We start from the raw sequence: 25,086 nt of genomic DNA, 5'->3' as shown, positions 1-25,086 counted from the left end.
ACCCATGCACGACCCGTCCACCGCCCCGGACGACGGCTCCGGCACCCTGTTCGGTCTCGACGCCCTGGCGCCCGGGCCGCCGGCCCCGCCGCCCGCCGCCGGACCGCTCTTCCGGGACTCCGCCGCGGCCCGCCGTCTGCTTCCGGTACGGGAGATCCACGCCGAGCCGGCGGCAGCCGCGTCCGCGCGCGGCCGGCAGGTGATCGCCCGGTTCCCCGAGGCCCGCGTCGTCGAGGTGGACTCCCACTGGCGCATCCCCGGCCTGCACGGCAACGAGGGCAACGTCGAGCGCTGGGTCCGGGTCAAGGGCGAGACGCTCGTCCTGGGCGAGCGGAAGACGCTGACGACACGCCCCAACGGCCGGTCCGCGGACTGGATCGCCCCCGGCGCCTCCAACGGCTGCGCGATGGCCTGCGCCTACTGCTACGTGCCGCGCCGCAAGGGGTACGCCAACCCCGTCACCGTCTTCACCAACATCGACCGGATCATCGCCCACCTCGGCCGGCACATCGCCCGGCTGGGACCCAAGCCCGAGCCGAACCAGTGCGACCCGGACGCCTGGGTGTACGACGTCGGCGAGAACGGCGACTGCTCGGTGGATGCCCTGATCTGCGACAACACCGCGGACCTGGTGCGCGCCTTCGGGCGGTGGCCGACGGCCAAGGCGTCCTTCGCCACCAAGTTCGTCAACCCCGACCTGCTCGCCCTCGACCCGCGCGGCCGGACCCGGATCCGCTTCTCCGTGATGCCGCCGGACGACTCCCGGCTGCTGGACGTACGCACCTCCCCGGTCGCCGAGCGCATCGCCGCGGCCGGCGACTTCCTGGACGCCGGCTACGAGGTCCACTTCAACCTCTCCCCCGTGGTGGTGCGGCCGGGCTGGGAGGAGGCCTGGGCGGAGCTGCTGCGGCACCTCGACGACGTCCTGCCGGACCGGGTCAAGCGGCAGGCCGCCGCCGAGGTGATCATGCTGACGCACAACCGGGAGCTGCACGAGGTCAACCTGGGCTGGCATCCGCGTGCCGAGGAGGTGCTGTGGCGGCCGGAGGTCCAGCAGGCCAAACGCTCGGAGAACGGCGCGCTCAACGTGCGTTACCGCAACGGGGTCAAGGCCGAGGCGGTCGAGCGGCTCCGTGTCCTCGTCGCCGCCCACGCACCGTGGCTGCGCGTCCGGTACGCCTTCTGATACTCCGGGCAGGACCGCGCGATCCCCGGCCGCCGGACAGGAATGCGCAATCCCCGTTCATCGCAAGCGAGTTGAGCACGCCGGCCGCTCCGGTGCGCACGGGACGGGGCGGTGGCCGCCGGCGTCGCGCGACCCCCGCCCCTACCAGGGGTTTTTAGGTTAGGCTAACCTTCGCCACGTGAGATTCGGTGAAGACGCAGCCGGTACGCCGCGCCTGCGCGGCCACGAGCTGTCGGCGACGGGTGTGACCGTGTCGTACGACGGTGTCGATGTCGTGCACGACGCCGCGGTCAGGCTCAGGCCCGGTGAAGTGACCGTTCTGGTGGGTCCGAACGGCAGCGGGAAGTCGACGCTGCTGCGGACCGTCGCCCGACTGCAGCGTGCCCGCAGCGCCACGCTCAGGATCGACGGCGACACCGACGGCCTGGCGCTGACGTCCCGTGAGTTCTCGCGGTACGTCGCCCTGCTGACGCAGGCGCGCCCGACCCCCGGCGGGCTGACCGTGCGGGACGTCGTCGAGTTCGGCCGCTATCCGTACCGGGGCCGCTGGGGGCGGCCGGACCCGGACGGCCCGGCCGCCGTCGACCGGGCGCTCGCGCTCACCGGCGTCGACGGACTCGCCGACCGCGGCGCCGACCACCTGTCCGGCGGGCAGTTGCAGCGGGTGTGGCTCGCGAGCTGCCTCGCGCAGGAGACCGGCGTACTGCTCCTGGACGAACCGACCACGTATCTCGACCTGCGTTACCAGGTAGAACTCCTCGACCTCATCCGCGACCTGGCGGACGACCACGGGATCGCCGTCGGGGTCGTCCTGCACGACCTCGACCAGGCGGCGGCCGTCGCCGACCGGATCACGCTCCTCGAAGCGGGCCGGATCGTCGCCGACGGCCCGCCCGAGGACGTGCTGACGCCGGAACGCCTGAGCGCCGTCTACGGCATCCGGATCGACGTCGACACCGACCCCCTGACCGGCCGGCTGCGCACCCGCCCGATCGGCCGCCACCACATACGAACCGAAAGGCTCGGCACCACCTCATGAGACGCCTCCTGCTCACCGCGGCCGCCACCACCGCCGCGGCGCTCACCCTTGCCGCCTGCGGCACCACGGAGCCCGCCGCCGACAAGTCCGAGAAGAAGGCCGCCTCGGAAGCCATCACCCTCAAGGACGGCAAGGGCACCGAGGTGAAGCTCGACGGCCCGGCCACCAAGGTCGTCGCCACCGAGTGGAACGTCGTCGAGAGCCTCGTCTCGCTGGGTGTCGACCCGGTCGGCGTCGCGGACGTCAAGGGCTACAAGACGTGGAACACCGCGGTCCCGCTGAAGAACGACCCCAAGGACATCGGCACGCGCGGTGAGCCGAGCATGGACACCGTCGCGTCCCTCTCCCCGGACCTCATCGTCGCCACCACGGACCTGCCGCCCGCCGCCGTGAAGCAGCTGCGCGAGGTCGCCCCGGTGCTGGAGGTGAAGTCCGCCGACCCCGCCGACCAGATCGGGCAGATGCTCGACAACGTGGACCTCATCGCCAAGGCCACCGGCACCACGGCCAAGGCCCAGACGATCCGCCAGGATTTCGAGGCGAAGGTCGCCGAGGGCAAGCAGGCCCTGGCCGACGCCAAGACGGCCGGCAAGGAGATCGCCTTCGCCGACGGCTACGTGACCTCCAACCAGGTCTCGATCCGCCCCTACACCGCGACCTCGCTCTTCGGTGAGATCAACGAGGCGCTCGGCCTGAAGAACGCCTGGAAGATGAAGGGCGACGAGGCCTACGGTCTCGCCTCCACCGACGTCGAGGGCCTGACCGCGCTGCCCGAGGGCGTCCAGTTCGTCTACATCGCCAACGACGGGGACAAGAACAGCACCCCGTTCACCGGCGCGCTGACCAAGAACTCGGTGTGGACGTCCCTGCCGTTCGTGAAGGCCGGCGACGTGCACCGGCTGAACGACGGGATCTGGATGTTCGGTGGTCCCGGGTCGATGGAGGCGTACATCGACTCCGTCGTCGGCTCGCTGACGAAGTAGCGGGGTCATGGCCGTCACCGCAACCGAACCCGCCGTCCGTCCGTCGACGGCTCCCACGCCCCGGTCGGGCGCGGCCGCGGTGACGGCCGGGCTCGTCCTGCTGGTCGCCGTACTCGCCGTCGTCGACATCGCTCAGGGCACCGCCGCCGCCGGACCGGCCGAGGTCTTCAAAGCCCTGACCGGGCAGGCGGACCCCGACGACGCGTCCGTCGTGATCGCGTCCCGGCTGCCCCGGATGACCGCCGGCCTCCTGGTCGGCGCCGCCCTCGGCATGGCCGGCGCCGCGCTCCAGAAGGTCAGCCGCAATGTGCTCGCCTCGCCCGACACCCTGGCGGTGAACGCGGGCTCCTACCTGGCGCTCGGGCTGGCCGGTGTCACCGGCGTCTCGCTCCCGATGATCGCCTCCTCCGGGGTCGCCTTCGCCGGCGGCCTGGCGGCGGCGGCCGTCGTGCTCGGCCTGTCCGGCCTCGGCACGGGCGCCGTCCGGCTCGTGCTCGCCGGCACCGCGCTGATGCTGGGCCTGAACTCCATGACGGAGGGACTGCTCCTGCTCTTCCCCGAGAAGACGGACGGCCTCTACCAGTGGAACCAGGGCAGCATCGGCCAGAACGGCTTCGACGGCGTCCTGCAGATGCTGCCCGTCGCCGTCGTCGGACTGGCCGGGCTGCTGCTGACGGCCCGCCGGGTGGACGCCCTGGCGCTCGGCGACGACGCCGCGCGGGGGCTGGGGGTCCCGGTCCGGGCCACCCGGGTCACGGTCGTCGTCCTGGCGGCGCTGCTGTCCGCCGCCGCGGTCACGCTCGCCGGTCCGATCGGATTCGTCGGCCTGTGCGCGCCCGCCCTCGTCCGTCCGCTCGCCCGCCGGTTCCGCGGCTTCGCGCGGTCCCGTACCTCCATGCCCGCGGCCGCGCTCACCGGCGCGGCCCTGGTCCTCGGTTCGGACGTGCTGCTGCGGACGGTCGTCTCCGACGACCTCTCGGTGGCGGTGCCCACGGGTGTCGTGACCAGCCTGGTCGGCGCCGTGTTCCTGGTCGTCATGGCACTGCGGCTGCGGGACACGGCCGGGGCCGGCGCGCCGGACCGGCTGCGCATCCCGAGCCGGACGGTGTTCCTGGTCACCGTGGCCGTCCTGGTCGCCGTCCTGATCGGCCTCGTGATCGTCGCCGTGCTGGTCGGTGACAGCAAGCTGCTGCTCGGTGACGTCGTCAACTGGGCGCAGGGGCGGGCCGGCCGGACCGTCTCCTTCGTCCTGGACACCCGGGTGCCCCGGGTGCTCGCCGCGCTCTGCGCGGGCGCGGCGCTCGCCCTGTCCGGCACGCTGGTGCAGGCCGTGACCCGCAACCCGCTCGCGGAGCCCAGCGTCCTGGGTGTCTCCGGCGGTGGCGCGCTGGGCGCCGTGCTGCTGGTGACCACCGTGCCGGCCGCCGGGACGTGGGGGATCGCCGGGGCGGCGTTCGCGGGCTCCGCTGTCACCGCGGTGCTCGTCTTCGGGCTCGCCGCCCGGGGCGGCTTCCAGCACAACCGGCTGGTCCTGGTCGGTATCGGCGTCGCCGCCGCGACGACGGCACTGATCAGCCTGCTGATCGTGCTCACCGATCCGTTCAACTCGACGAAGGCGCTGACCTGGCTGTCGGGTTCCACCTACGGGCGGACCATGCCGGACGTCGTGCCGGTCGTGCTGGCGCTGGTCGTCGGGATCGGTGTGGCGGTCGCCCGGCGCACCGAGCTGGACCTGGTCTCGCTGGACGAGGACACCCCGCGACTGCTCGGCCTGCGGCTGGCGCCGGGCCGCCTCGGCTTCCTCGTGCTGAGCGTCGTGCTCAGCTCGACGGCCGTGGCCTGTGCGGGCACCATCGGCTTCGTCGGTCTGGTGGCCCCGCACGCGGCCCGCGCCCTCGTGGGCCGGCGGCACGTACGGGTCGTGCCGGTCGCGGTCCTCCTCGGCGCCACGCTGGTCTGCACGGCCGACCTGATCGGGCGCACGGTGATCGCCCCGGCCCAGCTCGGCGCCGGAATCATGACGGCGGTCATCGGTACGCCGTACTTCCTGTACCTGCTGGTGCGGAGCCGCCGATAGGTGCCGCTCGCGGCGCTCGGCCGAAAACCGGGTGACGGAGATCGTGGGCCCTCGTACGGTGCCGGGATGCACCGACGCGCCGCGGACGGGGGCCACGACGGCCTGCTGAACGTCATCGACCTGGAGGCCACCTGCTGGGACGGGCAGCCGCCGCCCGGTGCGGTGAGCGAGATCATCGAGATCGGGCTCGCCGTGGTGGACCTCGACACCCGGGAGCGGGTGGCCCGGCACCGCGTCCTGGTGCGGCCCGTCCGCTCCCGGGTGAGCCGTTTCTGTACCGAACTGACCGGCATCACCCAGGCCGAGGCCGACACGGGCGTGGGTTTCGCCCAGGCCTGCGACACGCTGGCGCGCGTGCACGGCGCCGGCGTCCGGCCCTGGGCGAGCTGGGGCGACTACGACCGGCACCAGTTCGTCGGCCGGTGCGCGGCGGACGGGGTGGCGTACCCCTTCGGCCGTCCGGCCGAGCGCACGCACACCAACGCCAAGGCGGTCTTCACCAAGGCCCACGGGCTGCGCGGGAGGCCCGGCATGGCGCGGGCGCTCGAACTCGCCGGGCTGCCGCTCCAGGGCCGGCACCACCGGGGTGTGGACGACGCCTGGAACATCGCGGCGCTGGTGCTCCACCTGGCCGACCGGGGCGCCTGGCCCAGGGCCTGACGGAGCCGTGGGGGCGGCCGCCTCTCGTCGGCAAGTCGGGCACGTCCTGGTTCGCGGTGTGACCCGCTGTGGGACGGAACGTCAAGTTACTGAACCGTAATAAGCATGGCGCTACCCGCGGTAACCCCTGGCCGGTTACGGTCCCGTCACCCCGCAGGAGCAGCGCGACCACGGCCCTGGCCCCCACCGGGCCGCGGACGACCGGTTCCGGCCCTTCCCCAGGAGGTTCGCCATGCCCCCACGCCCACGCACGCTCGCCGCGGCGGTCGCCGTCGCACTCGCCCTCGGCGCACAGGCCGTCCCGGCCGCCGGGGCCACCGGCTCGGCCACCGGTTCCGCCACGGAGGTGTCCCGCGGCGTCGAGATACCCGCCTTCTACACCCCGCCGGCCACGCTGCCCGAGGCCGACGGCGCGCTGGTCCGCAGCGAACCGCTGCGCCTCGCGCTGAGCCTGCCCGGCCTCGACGGCCCCCTGCCGGGGCGGGCGACCCGGCTGATGTACAAGTCCACCGACGCGAACGGCGAACCGGTCGCCGTGACCGGCGCCTACATCGAGCCGGCCGCGCGGTGGCGCGGCGGCGGACCGCGGCCCCTGGTCGCCGTGGCACCCGGCACCATGGGCCAGGGCGACCAGTGCGCCGCCTCCATGGCCCTGGAACACCCGCTGATGTTCAACGGCCAAACGGTGTCGGTGGGTTACGAGAACCTGTCGGTCTACCGGCTGCTGCTGCGCGGCGTCGCGGTCGTCGTCACCGACTACGTGGGCCTCGGCACCACCGACCGGCTGCACACCTACGTCAACCGCGTCGACGGAGCCCACGCCGTACTGGACGCCGTACGCGCCGCACGCTCCCTCGGCTCGGCGTCGGTCACCCCCGGCTCGCGGGTCGGCCTGTTCGGATACAGCCAGGGCGGCGGGGCGACGGCCGCCGCGGCCGAACTCCAGCCGTCCTACGCTCCGGACGTCGAGCTGGCGGGCACCTACGCCGGCGCTCCGCCCGCCGACCTGGCCGAGGTGACCGAGGCGATCGACGGCGGCGACCTGGCGGGCGCGCTGGGCTGGTCGCTCAACGGCTTCCTGCAGACCGAGCCGGCCCTCGGGCCCATCGTCGACCGGTACATCAACGCGGCGGGCGAGGAGGCGCTGAAGGACCTGTCGACCATGTGCGTCGGGGACGCGCTCTTCGGGTACGGGGGCGACAGCAGCACGGCCTGGACGAAGACCGGGCAGTCGCTCAGCGACATCATCCGGGCCGAGCCCGCGCTGCAGGACTTCCTGGCCGAGCAGCGGATCGGCTCGCTGAAGCCGGCCGGCCCGGTCCGCGTGGCCACGGGCGTCAGCGACGACCTGGTCCCCCACGAGCAGTCCCGCCGGCTGGCCGTCGACTGGTGCCGCAAGGGCGCGAAGGTCACCTACGACCCGGTGCTGCTGCCGGGTGTCGGCAGTGGCCTGCTCAACCACTCCGCTCCGCTGCTCGCCGATCAGGGCAAGGCCGTCTCCTGGCTCACCGACCGGCTCTCCGGGAAGCCGGCCGGCTCCAACTGCTGGAGCATGCCGGTGCAGCCCTGAGCCGTACCGGCCGCGGACGCGGGGCCCCGGCGGACGTCCGCCGGGGCCCCGCGTGCGATCCCACGTGAACCCGGGCAGCGGCTCCGGCATGCGCCGGACGATCATTGCGGCACAGAATTGCTCACGCGAAACGTGGTGAAGCGACAGAAAGGCGGCAGCGTGGTGAACGCGAAGCCTGACGGCGGGTCCGGCCCCCTCGGCCGGGTGAAGGTGCCGAGTACGGTCGCGCACCTGCCGCGGCAGGTGCGCGAGGAGCTGACCCGCCGGCTCCGCCGCAACAAGGGCGCCTTCCACGAGGACGACGTCCAGGTCGTCGAGGGACCGCTGCTCAAGCGCGCGGTCGGGGCCTCGGCGCTCGGCAACTGCATGGAGTGGTTCGACTTCGGCGTCTACAGCTACCTGGCCGCCACCATCGGCAAGGTGTTCTTCCCCGGCGCCTCCCCGACCGCCCAGGTCATCTCCTCCTTCGCCACCTTCGCCGCGGCCTTCGTCGTGCGCCCGCTCGGCGGCCTCGTCTTCGGCCCGCTGGGGGACCGCGTCGGCCGGCAGAAGGTGCTCGCCACCACCATGATCCTGATGGCGGTCGGCACCTTCTCCATCGGACTCATCCCGAGCTACGCCAGCATCGGCATCGCCGCCCCGGTCCTGCTGCTGCTCGCCCGCATGCTCCAGGGCTTCTCCACCGGCGGCGAGTACGGCGGCGCCACCACCTTCGTCGCCGAGTACTCACCCGACCGGCGGCGCGGGTTCCTCTCCAGCTGGCTCGACTTCGGCACCTTCGTCGGCTACGCCCTCGGCTCCGCGCTGGTCACCGTGCTGCACCTGGTGCTGACCGACGGCCAGATGCTCGACTGGGGCTGGCGCGTCCCGTTCCTGATCGCCGGTCCGCTGGGCCTCATCGGCCTGTACATGCGGCTCAAGCTGGAGGAGTCCCCCGCCTTCCAGCAGCAGCTCGACGAGCACGAGAAGAGCCTGGCCCAGAAGTCGGTGGGCAGCGAGTTCAAGACCATCATCAGGAAGCACTGGCGTCCGCTGCTGATCTGCATGGGCCTGGTGCTGCTCTACAACGTCACCAACTACATGGTCACCGGCTACCTGCCCACGTACCAGACGGAGACCCTCGGCCGCTCCAGCGGCTTCGCCGACGTGCTGGTGCTGATCGGCATGGTGTGGATCGTGCTGCTGATCACCTTCCTCGGGCGGCTCAGCGACCACGTCGGCCGCCGCCCGCTGTACGCCGTCGGCGCCGTCGCGATGATCATCCTCGCCGTTCCCGCCTTCCTGCTGCTGAAGGCGGACGGCACCTGGGCGCCGGTCGCCGGGATACTGCTCCTCGCCACCCTGCTGGCCTGCTTCGCCGCGCCGAGTGCCGCCACGCTGCCGGCGCTGTTCCCGACCGCGGTGCGCTACGCGGCCATGGGCATCGGCTTCAACTTCGCCGTCGCGGCCTTCGGCGGCACCACGCCGCTGCTCACCGAGGCACTGGTGAGCGTCACCGGCAACGACCTGATGCCCGCCTACTACCTGATGGTCGCCGGTGCCATCGGCCTGGTGACCGTGAGGTTCCTGCCGGAGAGCGCCCAGGTGCCGCTGAACGGCTCGCAGCCCATGGTCGGCTCCCGGCAGGAGCAGCGGGAACTCATCACCACCTCGAAGGACCTCTACCGGTTCTCCAAGGAGCGCTCCGAGGCCCGCTGACCCGCCTCCGGGACACGGCCCCGGCGCGCGAACCGCGGCGACGCGGCGCCCGACCCCACCGCGACCCCGGCGCAGACCAGCGCGCTGCCCACGGCCTGCGCGGCGCCGTAGGAGCCCGTGCCGACGAGCGGTGCCGTGAACGCCGCGGCGACCGGGATCAGGCCGGAGAACAGGGTGGCGCGCTCGGCCCCGATCCGCTGCATGCCCATGTACCAGCACACGAACCCGACGACGGTGACCACCGCCGCCTGCCACAGCAGCGCACCGGTCTCGACCGCGTCCGGCCGCCGCAGCCACCCGGCACCGTCGGCCAGGAGACCCACCACCGCCGACTCGGCCGCCGCGACGCCGCACACCACGGTGGACAGCAGCCGCGGGCCCAGGGGACGCAGTACGGGCACGGCGAGGACGGCGAATCCGACCTCGCCGACCAGGGCGCACACGGAGAAGGCGATGCCCGCGCCGTCGGTGCGCCCCCAGCCCTGCACCGTGAAGGCACCCACGGCCACGAACAACGCCCCGTACAGCACGACGCGCTGCGGCCGGCGTCCGTCCAGGAGGGGAACGAGGACGGCGACCACCACGGGCGCACAACCCACGAAGACGCCGGGGACCGCCGGTTCCGCCGTGCGTTCCGCGGCGAGGACGGCCAGGTTGAAGCCGACCATGCCGACGGCCGCGAGGAGCGCGAGGCGCAGCCACCGGCCGGCCCCGAGCATGCGCAGCCGGGTCGTCGCGCCGGGGCCGGCGAGCGGGACGAGCAGGAGGAAGGCCAGGCCGTAGCGCAGGAACTGGCCGCCCGCGTACGGGTAGTCACCGAGCAGGCTGTTGGCGGTGAAGGAGCCTCCGACGAGGACACAGGCGAGCGCGGCGAGCAGGGCTCCGCGCGTGGTGGTGGCGTTCATGCCCACGACGCTAGAAAGCACGGCGGCCCGTCACGGGGTCCACTTCAAGGGCGCCATCGGGGACCAATCGACGACGGCGTCCCTCACACGGTCGTCACGATTCCTCCTTCGGGTGCATGCCACGGGGATCCGGGGTAGTCGGAACGTCCCGGTGCCAACACATCGGTAAAGCAAGGGATTTGACGGGCATGAACGGACATGGGAAGGAACTTCCAGTGCGCACCCTCAAAGTGGCAACCGCTGTGGCGACCGCGAGCGTCTCCGTCGCCCTTCTGGCCGGCTGCGGCGGCGATTCCGGTGGCGAGAGCAAGCCGTTCGACGGGCAGAGCGCCGACGACATCGCCGCGAAGGCGGTGGAGGCCACCCAGCAGGCCAAGTCCCTGCACATGAAGGGGGACACCCGTCTGGAGGACGGCAGCACCGTCACCATCGACGTCTCCGTCGACCAGGAGAAGAACTGCCAGGGCACCATCGGCACCGGCGAGGGCAAGGCGGACGTGCGGCACACCGACGCGACGCTCTTCCTGCGCGGCGACGCGCAGTACTGGCGCAGCGCCCTGCAGCAGCAGCCCGACGCGGCCCAGAAGATGGCACCGAAGCTGCAGGGCAAGTGGGTGAAGATGCCGGCGAACGACGCCGCGACCGCCGGTGTCTGCGACAAGCAGGGCTTCATCGCCGCCATGGACGAGGACAAGTCCGAGCGCCAGGGCATGAAGCGCGGCGACACCACCGAGGTGGGCGGCGAGGAGGCCCTGAAGCTCACGAAGAAGGGTTCCGCCGGGGAGACCCTCGCCCTGTACGTCGCCACGGAGGGCGAGCCGTACATCCTGAAGACCACGACCGAGGGCGGCGAGAACCCGGGCAGCGTCACCTTCAGCGACTACAACAAGCCGGTGAGCCCCGAGCAGCCGCCCGCCGACCAGACCGTGGACATGAAGGAACTGGCCGGCGAGCAGCGGGCCTGACCCTACGGGGCGCCGCTCCCCGCGTCCCCGCGCTCCCGGTCGGAGGCCGGCCACACGTAGGGCAGGTCGTCCGGGACCCCGGGGAACAGCTCGGCGTACACCTCGGGCTCCTTGCGCACCAGCGCCGACCGGTGGCTGCGGTGGAAGGCGTCGTCCCCGAGCCAGGGCGGCAGTTCCCCGGCGTCCGCCAGCTCCGGCTGGTCGCGCACCGGCTCGTGCGGACGGCACACGGCGAGTCCGGCGACGAGCGAGGCGGCGCAACTGTCCTGGTGGCCCTGCTCGCGCCAGACCCGGCAGACCTCCAGGCCGTACCGGACGAGTGCCTCCTCGTAGCCCGTCCACATCCGTACCGCCGGGTGCCGGCGCCATCCGTAGCCCGGCACGGTCAGACCGCGCAGCACCTGGAGCGCCTCGACCCGCTGTTTGCCCAGCCGACGGCGGTCCAGGGCCAGCGCCGACTCCCGGAAACCGGGGTGGGGAAGGAAGGTCTGCATGCTGTCCTCTCCGGTCAGCCGGGGAACCGGCCCTGGTCGCGCAGGTGTCTGCGGCGTTCGGCGTAGGCGAGGTCGTCGCGCCACAGGCGGCCGGCGGCGGCGCGCATCAGCGGACGCAGGGCGGGTGCCAGACGGCGGGCCACGGGGAAACCCGGCCGGTCCGAGCTGGCCAGCACCGCCTCGACCACCGCGGTCCGCGGCCGGCCGCTCCCGTCCGGGCCGAGCGGTGTGGCATGGCTCTCCACGACGGACCCGGTGCCCTCGCCGTCGGTGATGCGCATGACGACGGTGCGGGGCTCCGGTGCGGTGAACTCGGCCCGTACGGGCACGACGAGCCGGCCGGTGAGCCGGAAGGAGACGTCCACGACGAAGCGGTCGGCGCCCGCGTCGGCGCCCGTCGTCCCGTCCGGCCTCCCGTCGGGTGCCTCGACGACCGTGAGGTCCACGAACGAGTGCGGGTGGAACCAGGCGCCGTGCCACGGGTCGAGCCGGTTGGCGACGACGTCCTCGGGCTCGCAGACCCCGACCCCGCGCCAGACGGACGTCAGCGCCGTCGCCCGCGGTGGCCTGGCGGGTACGACGGGCACCGGTGACGGCGGCTCCGCCCCCACCGCGTCCAGCCGCACCCACACCAACACGCCGTCGTCGTGGACCGGCAGGGGCTCCCAGCCGGCGAACGGGGCGCCGCTCAGGGCGAGTCCGTGCCAGTGGCACACGAGCGTGCCGCACCGCACCGGGCTGTCGGCCAACGGGGCACCGAGGTGGGGGCACACACCGGGTCCGCCCACCAGGCGCCCGTGCGCGTCCCGCCAGACGACGACCTCGACACCGGCGACCGTGCCGGACAGCGGACGGGTGGACCGTACGCCGGTGCTCGCGCCGAGGACGTACCAGTTGCCCGAGGGGCGTGCCCGGGCGCGCTCGAGGGCCCCGGCGATGACGGCGGGCCGGGCCTCGCGCCAGGTGGGCCGCTGGGCCTGCCAGGGGACGGGGCGGCGACGCAACCGCAGGGGCCAACGCCCCCGGTGCGGGCGGGGGTTCGGACTCATCCGGTCTCCTTCGCGGAGCAGGCGTCGGGCCGGTTCGGCACCGGCGCGGCGCCGCGGGCCGCGGCGGCGCGCGCTCCCAGCCGGGCGGCGAGCACGCGCGAGAGCCCGTCGGCCGCGACGGCCGCGCGCCGTCGGCGGCGCACCACCGCGCGCCGGTGCAGTACCGCGTACCCGTCGTCCGCGATGGCGTCGAGGATGTGCCGGTAGAGGATGAACGCGGTGCGGATACAGGGCCGCGCGACCGGGTCCAGCATGGCGAGTCCGGGTGCGGCCTCGCGGTAGACGGCGCGGGTGAGGTCCTCGGCGGCTCGCAGCGCGGCGGTGATGCGCCGGTCGTGGCGGCCGGTGCGTCTGCTCCACAGCAGCAGGTCCCGCTGGACGCCGTGCGCGGCCAGCAGGTCCGCCGGGAGGTAGATCCGGCCCCGGTCCAGGTCCTCGCCGACGTCCCGCAGGAAGTTGGTCAGCTGGAAGGCGACACCGAGCGCGGCGGCGTGCGGCGCGGCCCGGGCGCGGGAGGTCACGGTGCCGAGCACGGGCAGCATCTGCAGTCCGATGACGGCGGCCGAGCCGTGCATGTAGGCGCGCAGGTCGTCGTAGGTGGCGTAGTCGGTGACCGTGAGGTCGCTGCGCATCGAGGCCATGAAGTCGGTGAAGTGTGCCGGTTCGATGGCGTACCGGGCGGCGGTGTCGGCCAGGGCGAGGACCACGGGTTCGGCGGCGGGCCGCGCACCGGTCAGCGCCTGCCTCAGTTGCTCTTCGAGGCGGGCGAGGGTGGCCGCCCGCTCGGCGGTCGTCGCCTGTGCCCCCGTGTCGTCGACGATGTCGTCCGCCCACCGCGCGAACCCGTACAGGGCGTGCACGGCCGGCCTGCGGTCGGCGGGCAGGAGGCGGGTCGCCAGGAAGTAGGTGCGGCCGTGGCGTGCGTTGAGGAGCCGGCAGTGGGTGTAGGCGGAGCGCAGGGCCGGGTCGGTGATGCCCGCGGCGTCCAGTTCGCGGTGGGTCATCGGCGGCCGCCCCTCGCCGCCGTGGCGCGGGCCGGTGTTCCGGTGATGCGGGCGGCGGCCAGCTTCCCGGAGATCAGCACGGTCGGCACGCCGACTCCCGGGGTGGTCCCGCAGCCCGCGAGGACCGCGTTGTCCGTGCCGCGCACCAGGTTGCGGGGGCGGAAGGGCCCCGTCTGGGCGAAGGTGTGGGCGACGGAGAAGGGCGTGCCCGCGGCATGTCCCTGGGCGGTCCAGTCGGCGGGCGTCACCAGGCACTCCTCCTCGATGGCGGCGGCGATGCCGGTCAGTCCCCGGCGTTCCAGGGTGGCGAGCAGGCGGTCGCGGTAGCGGGGAGCGAGGTCGGTCCAGTCCCGGGCGCCCGGCCCGGTGTCGGTGTTGGGACAGGGCGCGAGGACGTAGTGGAGGTGGCGGCCCTCGGGGGCCAGGGACGGGTCGCCGGCGGTGGGCCGGGTGATCAGCAGGGAGGGGTCGGTCATGAGGGTGCCGGTCCTGGTCAGCTCGTCGAAGGTCCGGTGCCACGCGGCGCCGAAGGAGAGGGTGTGGTGGGCGAGGTGCGGCCAGGTGCGGGTGGTGCCGGTGTGCAGGACGACGGCGGAGGGCGCGTGCCGCAGTCCGAGCGGGCGGCGCGGTCGGCGGCCCAGCAGCCGGTGGACGGCGGGCAGGTCGGGGGTGAGGACGACGGCGTCGCAGGGGATGCGTTCGTGGGCGGTGACGACCGCGGTGACGCGGTTGCCGGAGCGTTCCAGGCCGGTGACGTCCCGGCCGAGGCGCAGGTCGGCTCCGGCGTCGGCGGCGGCGTCCGCCATGGCGCGGGGCAGGGCGTGCATGCCGCCGCGCGGGAAGTACACGCCGGCCACGGTGTCCATGTAGGCGATGACGGCGTAGGCGGCCAGCGCCCGGGCCGGTGCGACACCGGCGTACAGGGCCTGGAAGGAGAAGACGCGCTTGAGCCGTTCGTCCGTCAGGAAGCGTCCGATGCGTGCGTCCAGCCGGCCGAAGCCGCCGAGGGCGGCGAGCCGGGCCAGGTCGGGGGTGAGCAGGCCGAGCGGCGAGTCGAAGTTGGTGTCGATGAACCGGCACATCTGCACGGCGTACAGCTGCCGCAGCCAGGCGCGCAGCCGCCGGTACCCGGCCGCCTCCCGGGCCCCGGCGAACCGTTCGACCTCCGCCTCCATCGCGTCCGCGTCGGTGTGGACGTCGAGCGTGCCGCCGTCGGCGAAGCACGCCCGGTAGGCGGGGTGCAGGGGGAGGAGTTCGACGCGGTCGGCCAGCCGGTCGCCGACGGCGGCGAACGCCTCGTCGGCCAGTTGGGGCATCGTCAGGACGGTCGGGCCCGTGTCGAGGCGGTAGCCGCCGAGCTCGCGCCGTCCGGCACGGCCGCCGGGCAGGGGGTCGCGTTCCACGACCGTCACCCGCCGTCCGGAGCCCAGCAGGTGCAGTGCGGCCGACAGGCCCGCGAGCCCCGCCCCGACGACCACGACGTGGTCGGTGCGGCCGGTCACCGTCCGCGTCATCGCGGGGCCCCTCCCGTGGGCGGCCGGTCCCGCGGCTGTTCCCGGCCGTGGCCGGCCGTTCCGTGGCGCATCCCGGATCCTCTCGTCGTCGGCCGCGGCGGTGGGCCGTGCCGGGCACGCCGGCCGCCGCCGCTTCGGGCGGACGGCGCGCCGCGAACGCACCGTCCGTCGTCGGTCATGGGCCGCCGCCGGTGGGTGACCCGGCGTCATGTCTTCCCCCGTCGCCTCCGGCGCGACGCCGCCCGGGCCCGTTCACACCCGGCTGTCACCCGTCCGGCGGGTGTCCGCCGCGCCGGGTGGGTAGCCGCGCCGGGCCGTCCAGCGCGCCGTGCGTCCGCGGGCCGCGCGGGGGCGGAATACTCCGGCGGAACCGAGCCGTCGCACGCTCGTCGTACACGTTGTCGTGCGGACCGTCATACGGGGCCGTCCTACAGGGACGTGGTGCGGCCCGTCGTACAGGGACGTCGTACGCCGGTCCGACCGCGGCGGCCGGGCGGGCGGGCGGGGCGGACGGAAAGGAGGCGCCGTGGTCGACGCGGACATCGTGGTCGTCGGTGCCGGGGCCGCGGGGCTGTCCCTGGCCCACCGGCTGCCGGCCCCGGCGGACGCACCGCACCGGGCGGTGCCCTCCGTGGTCCTGATCGATCCGCCGCCCGGCCCGCTGCGGGCACCGCGCCGCACCTGGTGCTTCTGGGAGTCGGGCCCCGGCCGCTTCGACCCGGCGACGACGGCGTCGTGGGAGTGGCTGCGGGTGCGCGGCCGGGACGGGGCGGTCGTCCTGCGGCACATCGCGCCCGCGCGCTACAAGATGATCCGCTCGGACGACTTCGAGGCGCTGGTGGACCGCGACCTGAAGGACCGGCCCGGGGTGCGTCGTCTGGAGGCCACCGTCGGCACGGTGACCACCCTGCCGGACGGAACCGCGTGCGTGTCCGCCACGGACGCCGCCGGGGCCCGGGCGGGCCTGCGCGCCCGCTGGGTCTTCGACTCCCGCCCGCCGGACCGTCCGCCGCCGGCCCGCACCCGCCTCCTCCAGCACTTCCGCGGCTGGTTCGTCCGCACCCGGCAGCCGGTCTTCGACCCGGGGGTGGTCGAGCTGATGGACTTCCGCACCGTCCAGCCGGCGCACGGCCTGTCCTTCGGCTACGTCCTCCCGACCGGCCGGCACACCGCACTCGTCGAGTACACCGAGTTCGGGCCGGCACCGCTGACGTCCGGCGCGTACGACAGCGCACTCGAGGACTACACGCGCCGCGTCCTGCGCACCGGCGCCACGGAGATCCTGTCGACGGAGCAGGGGGTGATCCCGATGACCGACGCCGTCTTCGAGCGGCGGGCCCGGGGCTCCGGTGCCGTCTTCCGGATCGGCGTCGCGGGTGGGGCCACGCGCGCCTCCACCGGGTACACGTTCGCCGCCGTGCAGCGGCAGTCCGACGCCATCGCCCGCGCCGTGCGCGCGGGCCGCCGCCCCGTGCCGCCGCCCCCGCACCCGGCGCGGGCCCGGCTGATGGACGCGGTGCTGCTGCGCGCGCTGGGGACCGGGCGGGTGGACGGCCCCGACCTCTTCTTCCGGCTGTTCGACCGCGTACCCGCCGGGCGGCTGCTGCGCTTCCTCGACGGGCGGTCCCGGCTGTACGAGGACGTCGCGGTCGGGATACGCACCCCTGTCCTGCCGATGCTGCGTACGGCGGCGGAGCTGCCGTGGCTGCCGCGTCGCCACACCCCCGTCCGCTGAGAGCCGCCGGTCCGAGAGACCCCGTCACCAGGAGCGCCGATGCCCTTGCTGCGCGACGCCGCGCTGACCGCCGCCTTCGACCACGGCGCCGGCCGCTACGACCGCATGGTCGCGCTCAACCCGGGATACCACGCCCAGTTGCGCCGCTCCGCCCGCCGGCTCGGCCTCGCGGACGGCGGCGCCGGCCGCCGGGTGCTGGACCTGGGCTGCGGCACGGGCGCGTCGACGGCGGCGCTGGCCGCGGCCTTCCCCGCCGCGGAGATCGTGGGGGTGGACGCCTCGGCGGGCATGCTGGCGCGGGCCGAGTCCAAGCGGTGGCCGCCGCGGGTGCGCTTCGTGCACGCCCCGGCGGAGGAACTGCACCGGGCCGGGCCGGCCGGGCCCTTCGACGCCGTCCTCGCCGCCTACCTGTTCCGGAACCTGACCGATCCCGACGCCGTCCTGCGTACGGTGTACCGGCTGCTGGCTCCCGGGGGCAGGCTGGCGGTGCACGAGTACGCGCTCAGTGGGCGGCGCGCGCACCGTCTGGTGTGGGCCGCGGTGTGCCGGGGCGTCATCCTGCCGCTGGGCACGGTCACGGGCGACCGGGACCTCTACCGGCATCTGCGGCGCAGCGTCGCGGCGTTCGACACCGCGCCCGCGTTCGGCGAGCGGCTGGGCCGGGCCGGGTTCGAGCGGGTCCGGATCCTGCCGCTGCCGGGCTGGCAGACGGGCATCACCCACACCTTCGTCGGCCGCCGCGCCGACGCGGAGACGGGCGGGGCGCCCACGGGCCGCACGGAGACGGGCCGGGCAGGGGCGGACCGGGCAGAGGCGGACCGGGCGCAGACCGGCGGCCCGCGAGCCCGCGGTACGCGAACAGGCCAGGCGGTGACGGACCGGGCGCCGACGACCGGCACGCAGACAGCCGGCACGGAGACGCACGGCCGGCGAACCGACCGCACGGAGACGGGCGGCACGGAGACGGGCGGCACGGAGACAGGAGGTGCCCGGTGAACCGGGGCGCCGGAGCGCGGCCTCCTGGGCGGGACCGGCGCGCACAGGCCGTCGCTCCCCGGCCGGGCCGGGCGCGGGTGAGCGGTGATCCGCCGTCCGTGGCGGTGATCGGCGGTGGCATCGCGGGGCTGGCGGCGGCGACCGTCCTCGCCGAGCGGGGGGTGCGCGTGGTGCTCCACGAGCGCGAGCCCGTGCTCGGCGGCCGGGTCGCGGGCCGGCCGGTCGAACTGCCCGACGGCACGCCCGCCACGATGAGCCGGGGCTTCCACGCCTTCTTCCGCCAGTACTACAACCTGCGGAGTCTGCTGCGCCGTTGCGATCCCGGCCTGGGCATGCTGACCGGCCTGCCGGACTATCCGCTGCGGCACAGCAGCGGGCTGCGCGACGGTTTCCGCCGGGTACCGCGCACTCCCCCGTTCAGCGCCCTCGGCTTCGTCGCCCTGAGCCCCAGCTTCAGGCCGCGCGACCTGCTGGCCATGCGACCCGCCGCGGCACTGCCCCTCCTCGACGTCCGCGCGCGCCGCGTCCACGAACGGCTGGACGACGTCAGCGCCCACGACTTCCTCGACACCCTGCGCTTCCCCGCGGCCGCGCGGCATCTGGCCTTCGAGGTGTTCTCCCGCAGCTTCTTCGCGGACCCGCGGGAGCTGTCGGCCGCGGAGATGGCGCTGATGTTCCACATCTACTTCCTCGGCTCCAGCGAAGGACTGCTGTTCGACGTCCCCCGCGAGCCGTTCCCGCAGGCGCTGTGGGATCCGCTCGCGGGGCACCTGACGCGGCATGGGGCCGAGGTGCGGACGAACACGTCCGTCGAGGCCGTCCGGCCCGGTCCGCCCGGCAGTCACCTGGTGGTCGACGCCGCCGGTGCCCGGCCGTACGACGGGGTCGTGCTCGCCCTGGACACCGGCGGCCTGCGGGAGGTGGTGGGCCGCTCACCCCACCTGGGTGACGCCGCGTGGCGCGAGCGGGTGGCGCGGCTGCGGAATGCTCCGCCGTTCCTGGTCTCCCGGCTGTGGCTGGACCGTCCGGTCGCGTCCGGCCGGCCCGGTTTCCTCGGCACCAGCGGCTACGGCTCGCTGGACAACGTCAGCGTGCTGTCCCACTGGGAGGGCGAGGCCGCGCGCTGGGCGGCGCGCACCGGCGGGTCGGTCGTCGAACTCCACGCCTACGCCCTCCCGTCGACGGCGCTCCCGGAGGTGGAGGAGAAGCGCCTCGTCGATCAGTTGCACCGGGTGTATCCGGAAACCCGCAAGGCCCGCGTCGTCGCCGCGCGGCACGAGTGGCGGGCGGACTGCCCGCTGTTCACCGTCGGCGGCCACCGCGACCGTCCGACGGTCCGCACACCCGACCCGTGCGTCGTCGTCGCCGGGGACCTGGTCCGCACGGATCTGCCCGTGGCCCTGATGGAACGCGCCGCCACCTCGGGGTTCCTCGCCGCCAACGCCCTGCTGGAGCGGTGGGGTGTGCGCGGCGAAACGCTGTGGACGGTGCCGGACCAGGGCCGGTCCGCCCTGCTGCGTGCCGTGGCGCGACGGTTCGGGGCGCGCTGAGACCACGCCTGCGGCTGCCGGGGCGGTGGGCGCGCCGACACCACACCTGCGACACCCGGAACGGTAGACCCGCCGACACCACACCTGCGACACCCGGGGCGTGGCCCGCGCCGCGGTACCGGGGTGGCGGCATCCCGCGCGGGCCGGGGCCGTTCACGGGCGCCCGGGGCGTTCGCCTCGCCGGGCGCCACGCCACGGGCGGGCCGGGAGGGCCGCACCGCGCAGCCGTCGCGCGGCGACTGCGGTTCTAGGCTCCCGTCCCGTGCGCCGCGCGGTCGGCCCGTCCGCCCGCGCCGAGCGGGCCGGTGGGGTTCAGGGCACCCGCGGCCTCCAGCCGGGGCAGTTGGCGGCGGGACAGCCGCATGACCACGGGCGGCAGGGCGCCGCGCCCTGCCTGTACCAGGCGCAGCCAGCCGGGCGCGTACACGGCGGTACGGCGGCGCTCCACGGCGCGCACCAGCCTGGCGGCGACGTCGTCCGCCTGGAGGACACGGCGGGCCGGGGGCGGCATGTGCGCGCGCAGCTCGCGCAGGACCGCGTGCCGGTCGGCGTCGCGGATCATGTCGGTGTCGATCCAGTTGAGGTAGGCGATGCCCACGGCGATCCCGTGGTGGGCCACCTCGGCGCGCAGCGAGTGGGTGAAGGCCTCCACGCCCGCTTTGGCGGCGCAGTACGCGCTCATCATGGGGGCGGCGCCGAGCGAGGCCAGGGAAGCGACCTGGAGGTGGTATCCCGCGGTGCGGAGCAGGTCCGGCAGGAAGGCCCGGGCCGTGTGGGCGCTGCCGGTCAGGTTCACGTCGACGACGCGTCGCCACTCGGCCGGGTCCGACATGGCGAACGGGCCGCCCTCCGCGATGCCCGCGTTCGCCACCACGACCGACGGCGGCCCCAGACGGCCGCGGACCTCGTCGGCCGCGTCGTCCAGCGCGGCGGGGTCGGTGACGTCGGCCTCGACGGCGAGCGCCGGGCCCGGGAGCTCCGCCAGCACGGCGTCCAACCGCGGCTTCTCGTGGCCGAGCAGGGCGATCCGGGCCCCCCGGCGGGCGCACTCGCGGGCCAGGGCGGCGCCCACTCCGCGCGCGGCGCCGGTCACCACGACGGTGCGGTCGCGGAGGGGGCCGTCCGTCACCGGCCGGCTCTTCCGCCGGGGAACACGGGGGCGGTCGCACGCGGACGTCACCGCTTGTCACCCGTGCGGTCGCGGCGGGTGAGGCCGCGTTGCACGCGCGTGAGGCCGGCGAACCGGTGCTGGCGCAGGGCGGCGCGGGCGGCGTTGGACCCCGGCGCCCCGTGCACCCCGCCTCCCGGATGGGCGCCCGCGGAGGCGAGGAAGAGGCCGGTCACCGGGGTCTCCGGCCGCCCGGTGCCCGGCACGGGCCGGAAGACGAGCTGCTGGTGCATGGCGGTGGTGCCCCCGTTGATGGAGCCGCCCACCAGGTTGGCGTTCATGGCCTGGAGGGCCGGCGGGGCGAGCACGCGGCGGGCCCGGATCAGCGCCCGGAAGCCGGGCGCGAAGCGTTCCACCTGACGCTCGACGCGGTCGGCCATGAGTTCCCGCTCCTTGGTGTCCCAGGTGCCGGTGATGCCCTCGTCGCCCGCGTCGCCCCGGATGTCGTGGGGGACGTGGGTGTAGGCCCAGGCGGACTCGGTGCCGCGCGGTGAGCGGGTCGGGTCCGTGGTCGTCATCTGGCCGAACAGCGAGAAGGGGCGGTCGGGGACCTGCCGCATGGCGATCTGGGCGGCGAACCGGGTCAGCTCGTCGAGACCGTCGGCCAGATGCACGGTTCCGGCCCGGGCCGCGTCCTCGCACCGCCAGGGCACTGGGCCGTCCAGCGCCCAGTCCACCTTGAAGGTGGCGAAGTCCCACTGGAAGCGCCGCAGGTCGGCGAGGACCTGGTCCGGGAGGTGCTCCGGGGCGAGGAGATCTCCGTAGAGGGCGGGGACGGACACGTCGGCGAGTACGGCGCGCCGGGCGGCGACCGTCTCCCCGCCGGCCGTGCGGACGCCCACCGCGCGCCGGCCCCGGACCAGGACGCGCTCGACGCGCTCCCCGCAGCGCAGGATGCCGCCGCGCGCCCGCAGCCGGTGGACCAGGGCCGCGGTGAGGGCGCCGGAGCCGCCGACCGGCACGGGAAAGCCGTAGGTCTGTCCGAGCATCGACATGAGCCAGCCGAAGCCGCCGCTTCCGGCGGCCTCGGGTGCGAGGTCGGCGTGCAGGGCGTTGCCGGCCAGGAGCAGTTTGCCGCCCTCGCCGCGGAACTCCTCCTCGCCCAGGCGGCGCACCGGCAGCACCAGGGTGCGCGCCAGCCGGAGCCCGCCCCCGCCGCGCAGCCGCAGGGCCAGCCGGGCGCCGGCCCGGATCGGGGGGAAGGGCGTGAAGAGGGCGTCCAGGATGTCGGCCCGGTAGCGGTCCCACACCTCGTGCAGGCGGTCCCAGGCGGCGCCGTCCCCGGGTGCGAAGGCGTCGAGGGAGGCGGCGGTGGTACCGATGTCGCGGTCGAGGACCGCGCACGTGCCGTCGGTGAGGGGATGGGCGAGCACGTGGGGAGCGTGGCCCCAGCGCAGCCCGTGGTCCTCCAGTCTCAGTCCGGCGAGGACCGGGGAGGCGGCGGCGAGCGGATAGAAGGAGCTGAACAGGTCGTTGACGAAACCGGGGGCGACCTCGCTGTCGTGGCGCACCGCTCCGCCCGGCTCGGGCTGCTCCTCCAGGACCTCCACGCTCCAGCCGGCGTCCGCCAGCAGGTTCGCCGCCACCAGCCCGTTGGGGCCGGCCCCGATCACGACGGCGTCAGGCACGGCCGCCTCCCGACCCGAACCCCACGCTGCCGGCCGACTCCGGCGGATCCGGCCGGCACTGGTCCCCTGCCTGGGACTCGCACAGACTGGCGAGCCGGGCGAGCATCGCGCGGTGCCGCACCTGGATCAGCGCCTCGACGCCCACGTTGTGCAGCAGGCCGCCGGGACCGCGCAGCGGGTGTTCGTCCACGAGCACCAGGCACTGGTCGCCCCAGGGGCGCAGCTCGATGGCGATCCGGGCCGTGCCGAGCCTGCCCGCCTTCGCCTCGAGCTCCAGCACGGAGCCCTCCACGCAGTGTCTGACCACCGACTCGTTGTTCAGCCGCACCGGCCCGATCCGCACCTCGTAGGCGATCGTCGCGCCGACCTGCGGCCACTGTCCGGCCTTGGGGGTGACCTCGGACGGGCCCACCACCCACTTCACGTACTGGTTGCCGTCCGCCAGCACGTCCCACACCGCCTGCGGGCTCGCCTGGATCAACCGATGCCGAACCGCCACGCCTGCCTCCCGCGTCCAGAAGCCGTCTCTGCAAGGACGCAGCACTGAGTGCCCCGTCCGCGACCGGCCAACCGGGGTGGTCGGGGCACTCCCCCGCAACGGTGCGAGGGGCAGCGGCCCGACCCGGAGCAGTACCCGGCCTCCCACCGCGCCGCGCAGGACGCCTGCCACTGCCGGGGCGGCGCCGCCGGGACGCCGGAGGACGCGGTGGCCGACTCGGCGCAAGCCGCGTGGGCGAGGCCGCTGGGCCGGGAGGAGGAGGCCGAGGCCTTCGCCGACCGGGCCGTGTGGTGGCGCGACGTCTTCTCCCCCGACGCGACGCCCGACGGCGGCTACGTCCCGGCCCGCGACCCCGACGCCTCCCGGGGCAGCGTTCGGCCCGGCCACCGGAATCGGCTTCGCGCAGGGCGCCGGTGCCACGTACACGTGAAGGTGCCGCAGGACGTGCAGGAGCCGGCGGCGGCGATGGGGCGGCCGGGAGGTCGCGGCCGGCCGGCGGCGCTCCCCGGAAAGGCCCTGCATTGGCATGGACCTGACGTTGCACCCTGGCTAAGCTCGAACCAACCCCGACGAGAGCGCTCTCAGACCGCGGTTGTTCCACCGATCTGTTCCACCCCCACCTTGTTGGAACGACGAAGGGCAACTCCCGTGAGACGCAGCAGACTCAGGCACCTCGGCCTGGCCGGCCTCCTCCTGCTCGGCAGCCTGACCGCCGTCGGCACGCTGCCGGCCTCGGCCGCCGACTCCCCCACCGCATCCGCCGAGGAACCGGCCTCCGCCGGTCTCCTGGACGCCATGCAGCGGGACTTCGGCCTCACCCGGGCCGAGGCCGAGGACCGGCTCGCGGCCGAACGCCGCGCCACCGACCTCGCACCCACGGCACGGCGGGCCGCCGGCGACGCCTTCGGCGGCGCCTGGTTCGACGCCGCCCGCGGGCAACTGACCGTGGCCGTCACCTCGGACGCCACCCCCGCGACGGTCCGGGCCGTCGACGCCACCGGTGCGCACGTCCGCACCGTCGAGCACAGCGCCCAAGAGCTCGACGCCGCCAAGGCCCGCGTCGACCGCCTGGACGCACCCGCCGGCGTCAGCGGCTGGCACGTCGACCCGGCCGCCAACACGGTGATCGTCGACGTGGTCGAGGGCGACCGTTCCGACAACGATGTCCGGCGGTTCGTGGACCGGGCCCGCGAGGCCGGCCCCGTCACGGTCCGGACGGTGCCGTCGGCCCCGCGGACCTTCGCGGCGGGCACCGTCGGCGGCGACCCCTACTACACCGGCAACGTCCGCTGCTCCATCGGCTTCTCGGTGCACGGCGGGTTCGTCACCGCCGGGCACTGCGGCGGTGCGGGAGCGGCGGTCCGCGGCTGGGACGGTTCACACATCGGAACGTTCCAGGGCTCGTCGTTCCCGGGCAACGACTACGCCTGGGTCAGCGTGGGCAGCGGCTGGTGGACGGTGCCGGTCGTGCTCGGCTGGGGCACGATCCCGGACCGGCTCGTGCGCGGATCGAACGAGGCACCCGTCGGCGCCTCGGTCTGCCGCTCCGGGTCCACCACCCACTGGCACTGCGGCACCGTGCTCGCCAAGAACGAGACGGTCAACTACAGCCAGGGCGCGGTGCACCAGATGACGAAGACCAGCGTCTGCGCCGAGGGCGGCGACTCGGGCGGCTCCTTCATCAGCGGTGACCAGGCGCAGGGCGTCACCTCGGGCGGCTGGGGCAACTGCTCCAGCGGCGGGGAGACCTGGTTCCAGCCCGTCAACGAGATCCTGAACCGCTACGGACTGACGCTGCACACGGCCTGACCCGGGGGCGGCGGGGAGGACTTCGCCGGGTGACCGGCGGGGTCCTCCCCCAGTCAGAAGCCACCCCGTCAGAAGCGGCCCGGCCCGGTGCCCGACTCCGCCCCGTCAGAAGCCACCCGGCTCCGGCGCCTCGGGACCGCTCGCCGTGGTCAGCCGACGGTAGGCGGCCCGTGCGTGGACCAGGCGGGCCAGTGCCGTGCCGACGAGGGCCGCGCCGAGCAGACACGCCAGCCAGACCGCGTCCCGCCGGCCGGCCCAGGTCAGCGTGCCGGCCGGCGGGACGGCGAAGCCGTTGAGGGACAGCCAGCACAGGAGGGCCGTTCCGGGAGCGGCCGTGAAGCGGGCGCGGAGTCCGAGCAGGGCCGCCAGCAGGGAGAGCACGGCCAGTGCCAGTCCCGGGCGGCCCGCGCCCACGGTGCCGTTGAGGAGCGCCACCAGGGCGAGGGCGCCGCCGAACGCTCCCGCCCACACCAGCGGAGCCGCGACCGGCCGGGGGACGGGTCTGGCACCCCTGCCCAGGGGCACCCACTCGATCATGCTGACGGCTCCTTCCGGTC

20 protein-coding genes and 2 pseudogenes are annotated in these 25,086 nt (G+C 74.7%); 13 read left to right on the top strand and 9 right to left on the bottom strand.

What is annotated here, in order from left to right:
• Nucleotides 1-4: 4 nt before the first annotated feature.
• From ACP4J0_RS25025 to proP, 7 genes are all read left to right on the top strand, one after another.
• Nucleotides 5-1,186: a spore photoproduct lyase family protein gene (locus ACP4J0_RS25025; RefSeq protein WP_426600926.1), complete on the top strand. Its 1,182-nt coding sequence runs from the start codon at nt 5-7 to the stop codon at nt 1,184-1,186.
• Between the two features lie 178 nt (nt 1,187-1,364).
• Entirely contained in the window at nt 1,365-2,225 is an 861-nt protein-coding gene (cdtA, locus tag ACP4J0_RS25020; RefSeq protein WP_426600925.1) for a siderophore ABC transporter ATP-binding protein CdtA, read from the top strand.
• On the top strand, nt 2,222-3,208 hold the full coding sequence (locus ACP4J0_RS25015) for an ABC transporter substrate-binding protein (protein ID WP_426600924.1): 987 nt from the start codon (nt 2,222-2,224) through the stop codon (nt 3,206-3,208). The genes cdtA and ACP4J0_RS25015 overlap by 4 nt, the downstream gene beginning before the upstream one ends.
• 7 nt (nt 3,209-3,215) lie before the next feature.
• On the top strand, nt 3,216-5,285 hold the full coding sequence (locus ACP4J0_RS25010) for an iron ABC transporter permease (protein WP_426600923.1): 2,070 nt from the start codon (nt 3,216-3,218) through the stop codon (nt 5,283-5,285).
• Nucleotides 5,286-5,351: 66 nt separating this feature from the next.
• A complete protein-coding gene (locus ACP4J0_RS25005; protein ID WP_426600922.1) occupies nt 5,352-5,945 on the top strand; it encodes an exonuclease domain-containing protein in 594 nt (197 codons plus the stop codon).
• Between the two features lie 232 nt (nt 5,946-6,177).
• A complete protein-coding gene (locus ACP4J0_RS25000) occupies nt 6,178-7,515 on the top strand; it encodes a lipase family protein (RefSeq protein ID WP_426600921.1) in 1,338 nt (445 codons plus the stop codon).
• 162 nt (nt 7,516-7,677) lie between these two features.
• The gene (gene proP / locus ACP4J0_RS24995; RefSeq protein ID WP_426600920.1) at nt 7,678-9,213 is read left to right on the top strand and encodes a glycine betaine/L-proline transporter ProP; all 1,536 of its coding nucleotides are present in this window, start codon (nt 7,678-7,680) and stop codon (nt 9,211-9,213) included.
• Here the strand turns inward: proP and ACP4J0_RS24990 are convergent.
• Nucleotides 9,177-10,118, bottom strand: a complete 942-nt coding sequence (locus ACP4J0_RS24990; RefSeq protein WP_426600919.1) for a DMT family transporter — start codon at nt 10,116-10,118, stop codon at nt 9,177-9,179. The genes proP and ACP4J0_RS24990 overlap by 37 nt on opposite strands.
• 215 nt (nt 10,119-10,333) lie before the next feature.
• On the opposite strand from ACP4J0_RS24990, the gene ACP4J0_RS24985 reads away from it, so the two are divergent.
• A complete protein-coding gene (locus ACP4J0_RS24985; RefSeq protein ID WP_426600918.1) occupies nt 10,334-11,083 on the top strand; it encodes a hypothetical protein in 750 nt (249 codons plus the stop codon).
• A gap of 2 nt (nt 11,084-11,085) precedes the next feature.
• Here ACP4J0_RS24985 and ACP4J0_RS24980 read toward each other — a convergent pair whose 3' ends face one another.
• The 4 genes from ACP4J0_RS24980 to crtI are packed head-to-tail and all read right to left on the bottom strand — an operon-like array spanning nt 11,086 to nt 15,144.
• Nucleotides 11,086-11,577 (bottom strand): MSMEG_6728 family protein, encoded by a 492-nt coding sequence (locus ACP4J0_RS24980; RefSeq protein ID WP_426600917.1) that lies wholly within the window; start codon nt 11,575-11,577, stop codon nt 11,086-11,088.
• A 14-nt stretch (nt 11,578-11,591) separates the two neighbouring features.
• Nucleotides 11,592-12,626, bottom strand: a complete 1,035-nt coding sequence (locus ACP4J0_RS24975; RefSeq protein WP_426600916.1) for a DUF5914 domain-containing protein — start codon at nt 12,624-12,626, stop codon at nt 11,592-11,594.
• Nucleotides 12,623-13,630, bottom strand: coding sequence for a phytoene/squalene synthase family protein (locus tag ACP4J0_RS24970; protein ID WP_426600914.1), 1,008 nt, complete (start codon nt 13,628-13,630; stop codon nt 12,623-12,625). The genes ACP4J0_RS24975 and ACP4J0_RS24970 overlap by 4 nt, the downstream gene beginning before the upstream one ends.
• Nucleotides 13,627-15,144, bottom strand: coding sequence for a phytoene desaturase family protein (gene crtI / locus ACP4J0_RS24965; protein ID WP_426600912.1), 1,518 nt, complete (start codon nt 15,142-15,144; stop codon nt 13,627-13,629). Before crtI ends, ACP4J0_RS24970 begins: the two co-directional genes overlap by 4 nt.
• A gap of 526 nt (nt 15,145-15,670) precedes the next feature.
• Here crtI and ACP4J0_RS24960 point away from each other — a divergent pair.
• The 3 genes and pseudogenes from ACP4J0_RS24960 to ACP4J0_RS24950 all read left to right on the top strand — a co-directional run bounded on the left by ACP4J0_RS24960 (nt 15,671) and on the right by ACP4J0_RS24950 (nt 19,425).
• Nucleotides 15,671-16,879, top strand: coding sequence for a lycopene cyclase family protein (locus ACP4J0_RS24960; RefSeq protein WP_426600911.1), 1,209 nt, complete (start codon nt 15,671-15,673; stop codon nt 16,877-16,879).
• A gap of 39 nt (nt 16,880-16,918) precedes the next feature.
• A pseudogene (locus ACP4J0_RS24955) lies at nt 16,919-17,638 on the top strand (class I SAM-dependent methyltransferase); the annotation flags it as partial.
• A 233-nt stretch (nt 17,639-17,871) separates the two neighbouring features.
• The gene (locus tag ACP4J0_RS24950; protein ID WP_426600910.1) at nt 17,872-19,425 is read left to right on the top strand and encodes an FAD-dependent oxidoreductase; all 1,554 of its coding nucleotides are present in this window, start codon (nt 17,872-17,874) and stop codon (nt 19,423-19,425) included.
• A gap of 247 nt (nt 19,426-19,672) precedes the next feature.
• On the opposite strand, the gene ACP4J0_RS24945 is transcribed toward ACP4J0_RS24950, so the two are convergent.
• Genes ACP4J0_RS24945 through ACP4J0_RS24935 form a run of 3 tightly spaced genes read right to left on the bottom strand, consistent with a single transcriptional unit; the run spans nt 19,673 to nt 22,720 of the window.
• Nucleotides 19,673-20,554 (bottom strand): SDR family oxidoreductase, encoded by an 882-nt coding sequence (locus tag ACP4J0_RS24945; protein WP_426600909.1) that lies wholly within the window; start codon nt 20,552-20,554, stop codon nt 19,673-19,675.
• A gap of 47 nt (nt 20,555-20,601) precedes the next feature.
• Entirely contained in the window at nt 20,602-22,221 is a 1,620-nt protein-coding gene (locus ACP4J0_RS24940) for a phytoene desaturase family protein (RefSeq protein ID WP_426600908.1), read from the bottom strand.
• A complete protein-coding gene (locus ACP4J0_RS24935; RefSeq protein ID WP_426600906.1) occupies nt 22,214-22,720 on the bottom strand; it encodes an SRPBCC family protein in 507 nt (168 codons plus the stop codon). Before ACP4J0_RS24935 ends, ACP4J0_RS24940 begins: the two co-directional genes overlap by 8 nt.
• 48 nt (nt 22,721-22,768) lie before the next feature.
• Here ACP4J0_RS24935 and ACP4J0_RS24930 point away from each other — a divergent pair.
• Nucleotides 22,769-23,179 (top strand): annotated as a pseudogene (locus ACP4J0_RS24930) (glycoside hydrolase domain-containing protein); the annotation flags it as partial.
• A gap of 189 nt (nt 23,180-23,368) precedes the next feature.
• The gene (locus ACP4J0_RS24925; protein WP_426600966.1) at nt 23,369-24,529 is read left to right on the top strand and encodes a S1 family peptidase; all 1,161 of its coding nucleotides are present in this window, start codon (nt 23,369-23,371) and stop codon (nt 24,527-24,529) included.
• A 105-nt stretch (nt 24,530-24,634) separates the two neighbouring features.
• Here ACP4J0_RS24925 and ACP4J0_RS24920 read toward each other — a convergent pair whose 3' ends face one another.
• Nucleotides 24,635-25,066 (bottom strand): hypothetical protein, encoded by a 432-nt coding sequence (locus ACP4J0_RS24920; RefSeq protein WP_426600905.1) that lies wholly within the window; start codon nt 25,064-25,066, stop codon nt 24,635-24,637.
• Between the last annotated feature and the right edge of the window lie 20 nt (nt 25,067-25,086).

Origin of the sequence: Streptomyces sp. WG7 (assembly GCF_049975785.1) — a bacterium.
Classification (GTDB): Bacteria; Actinomycetota; Actinomycetes; order Streptomycetales; family Streptomycetaceae; genus Streptomyces.
Note: the sequence above shows the minus strand (reverse complement) of the source record. Positions and strands in the feature narration are given on the sequence as shown.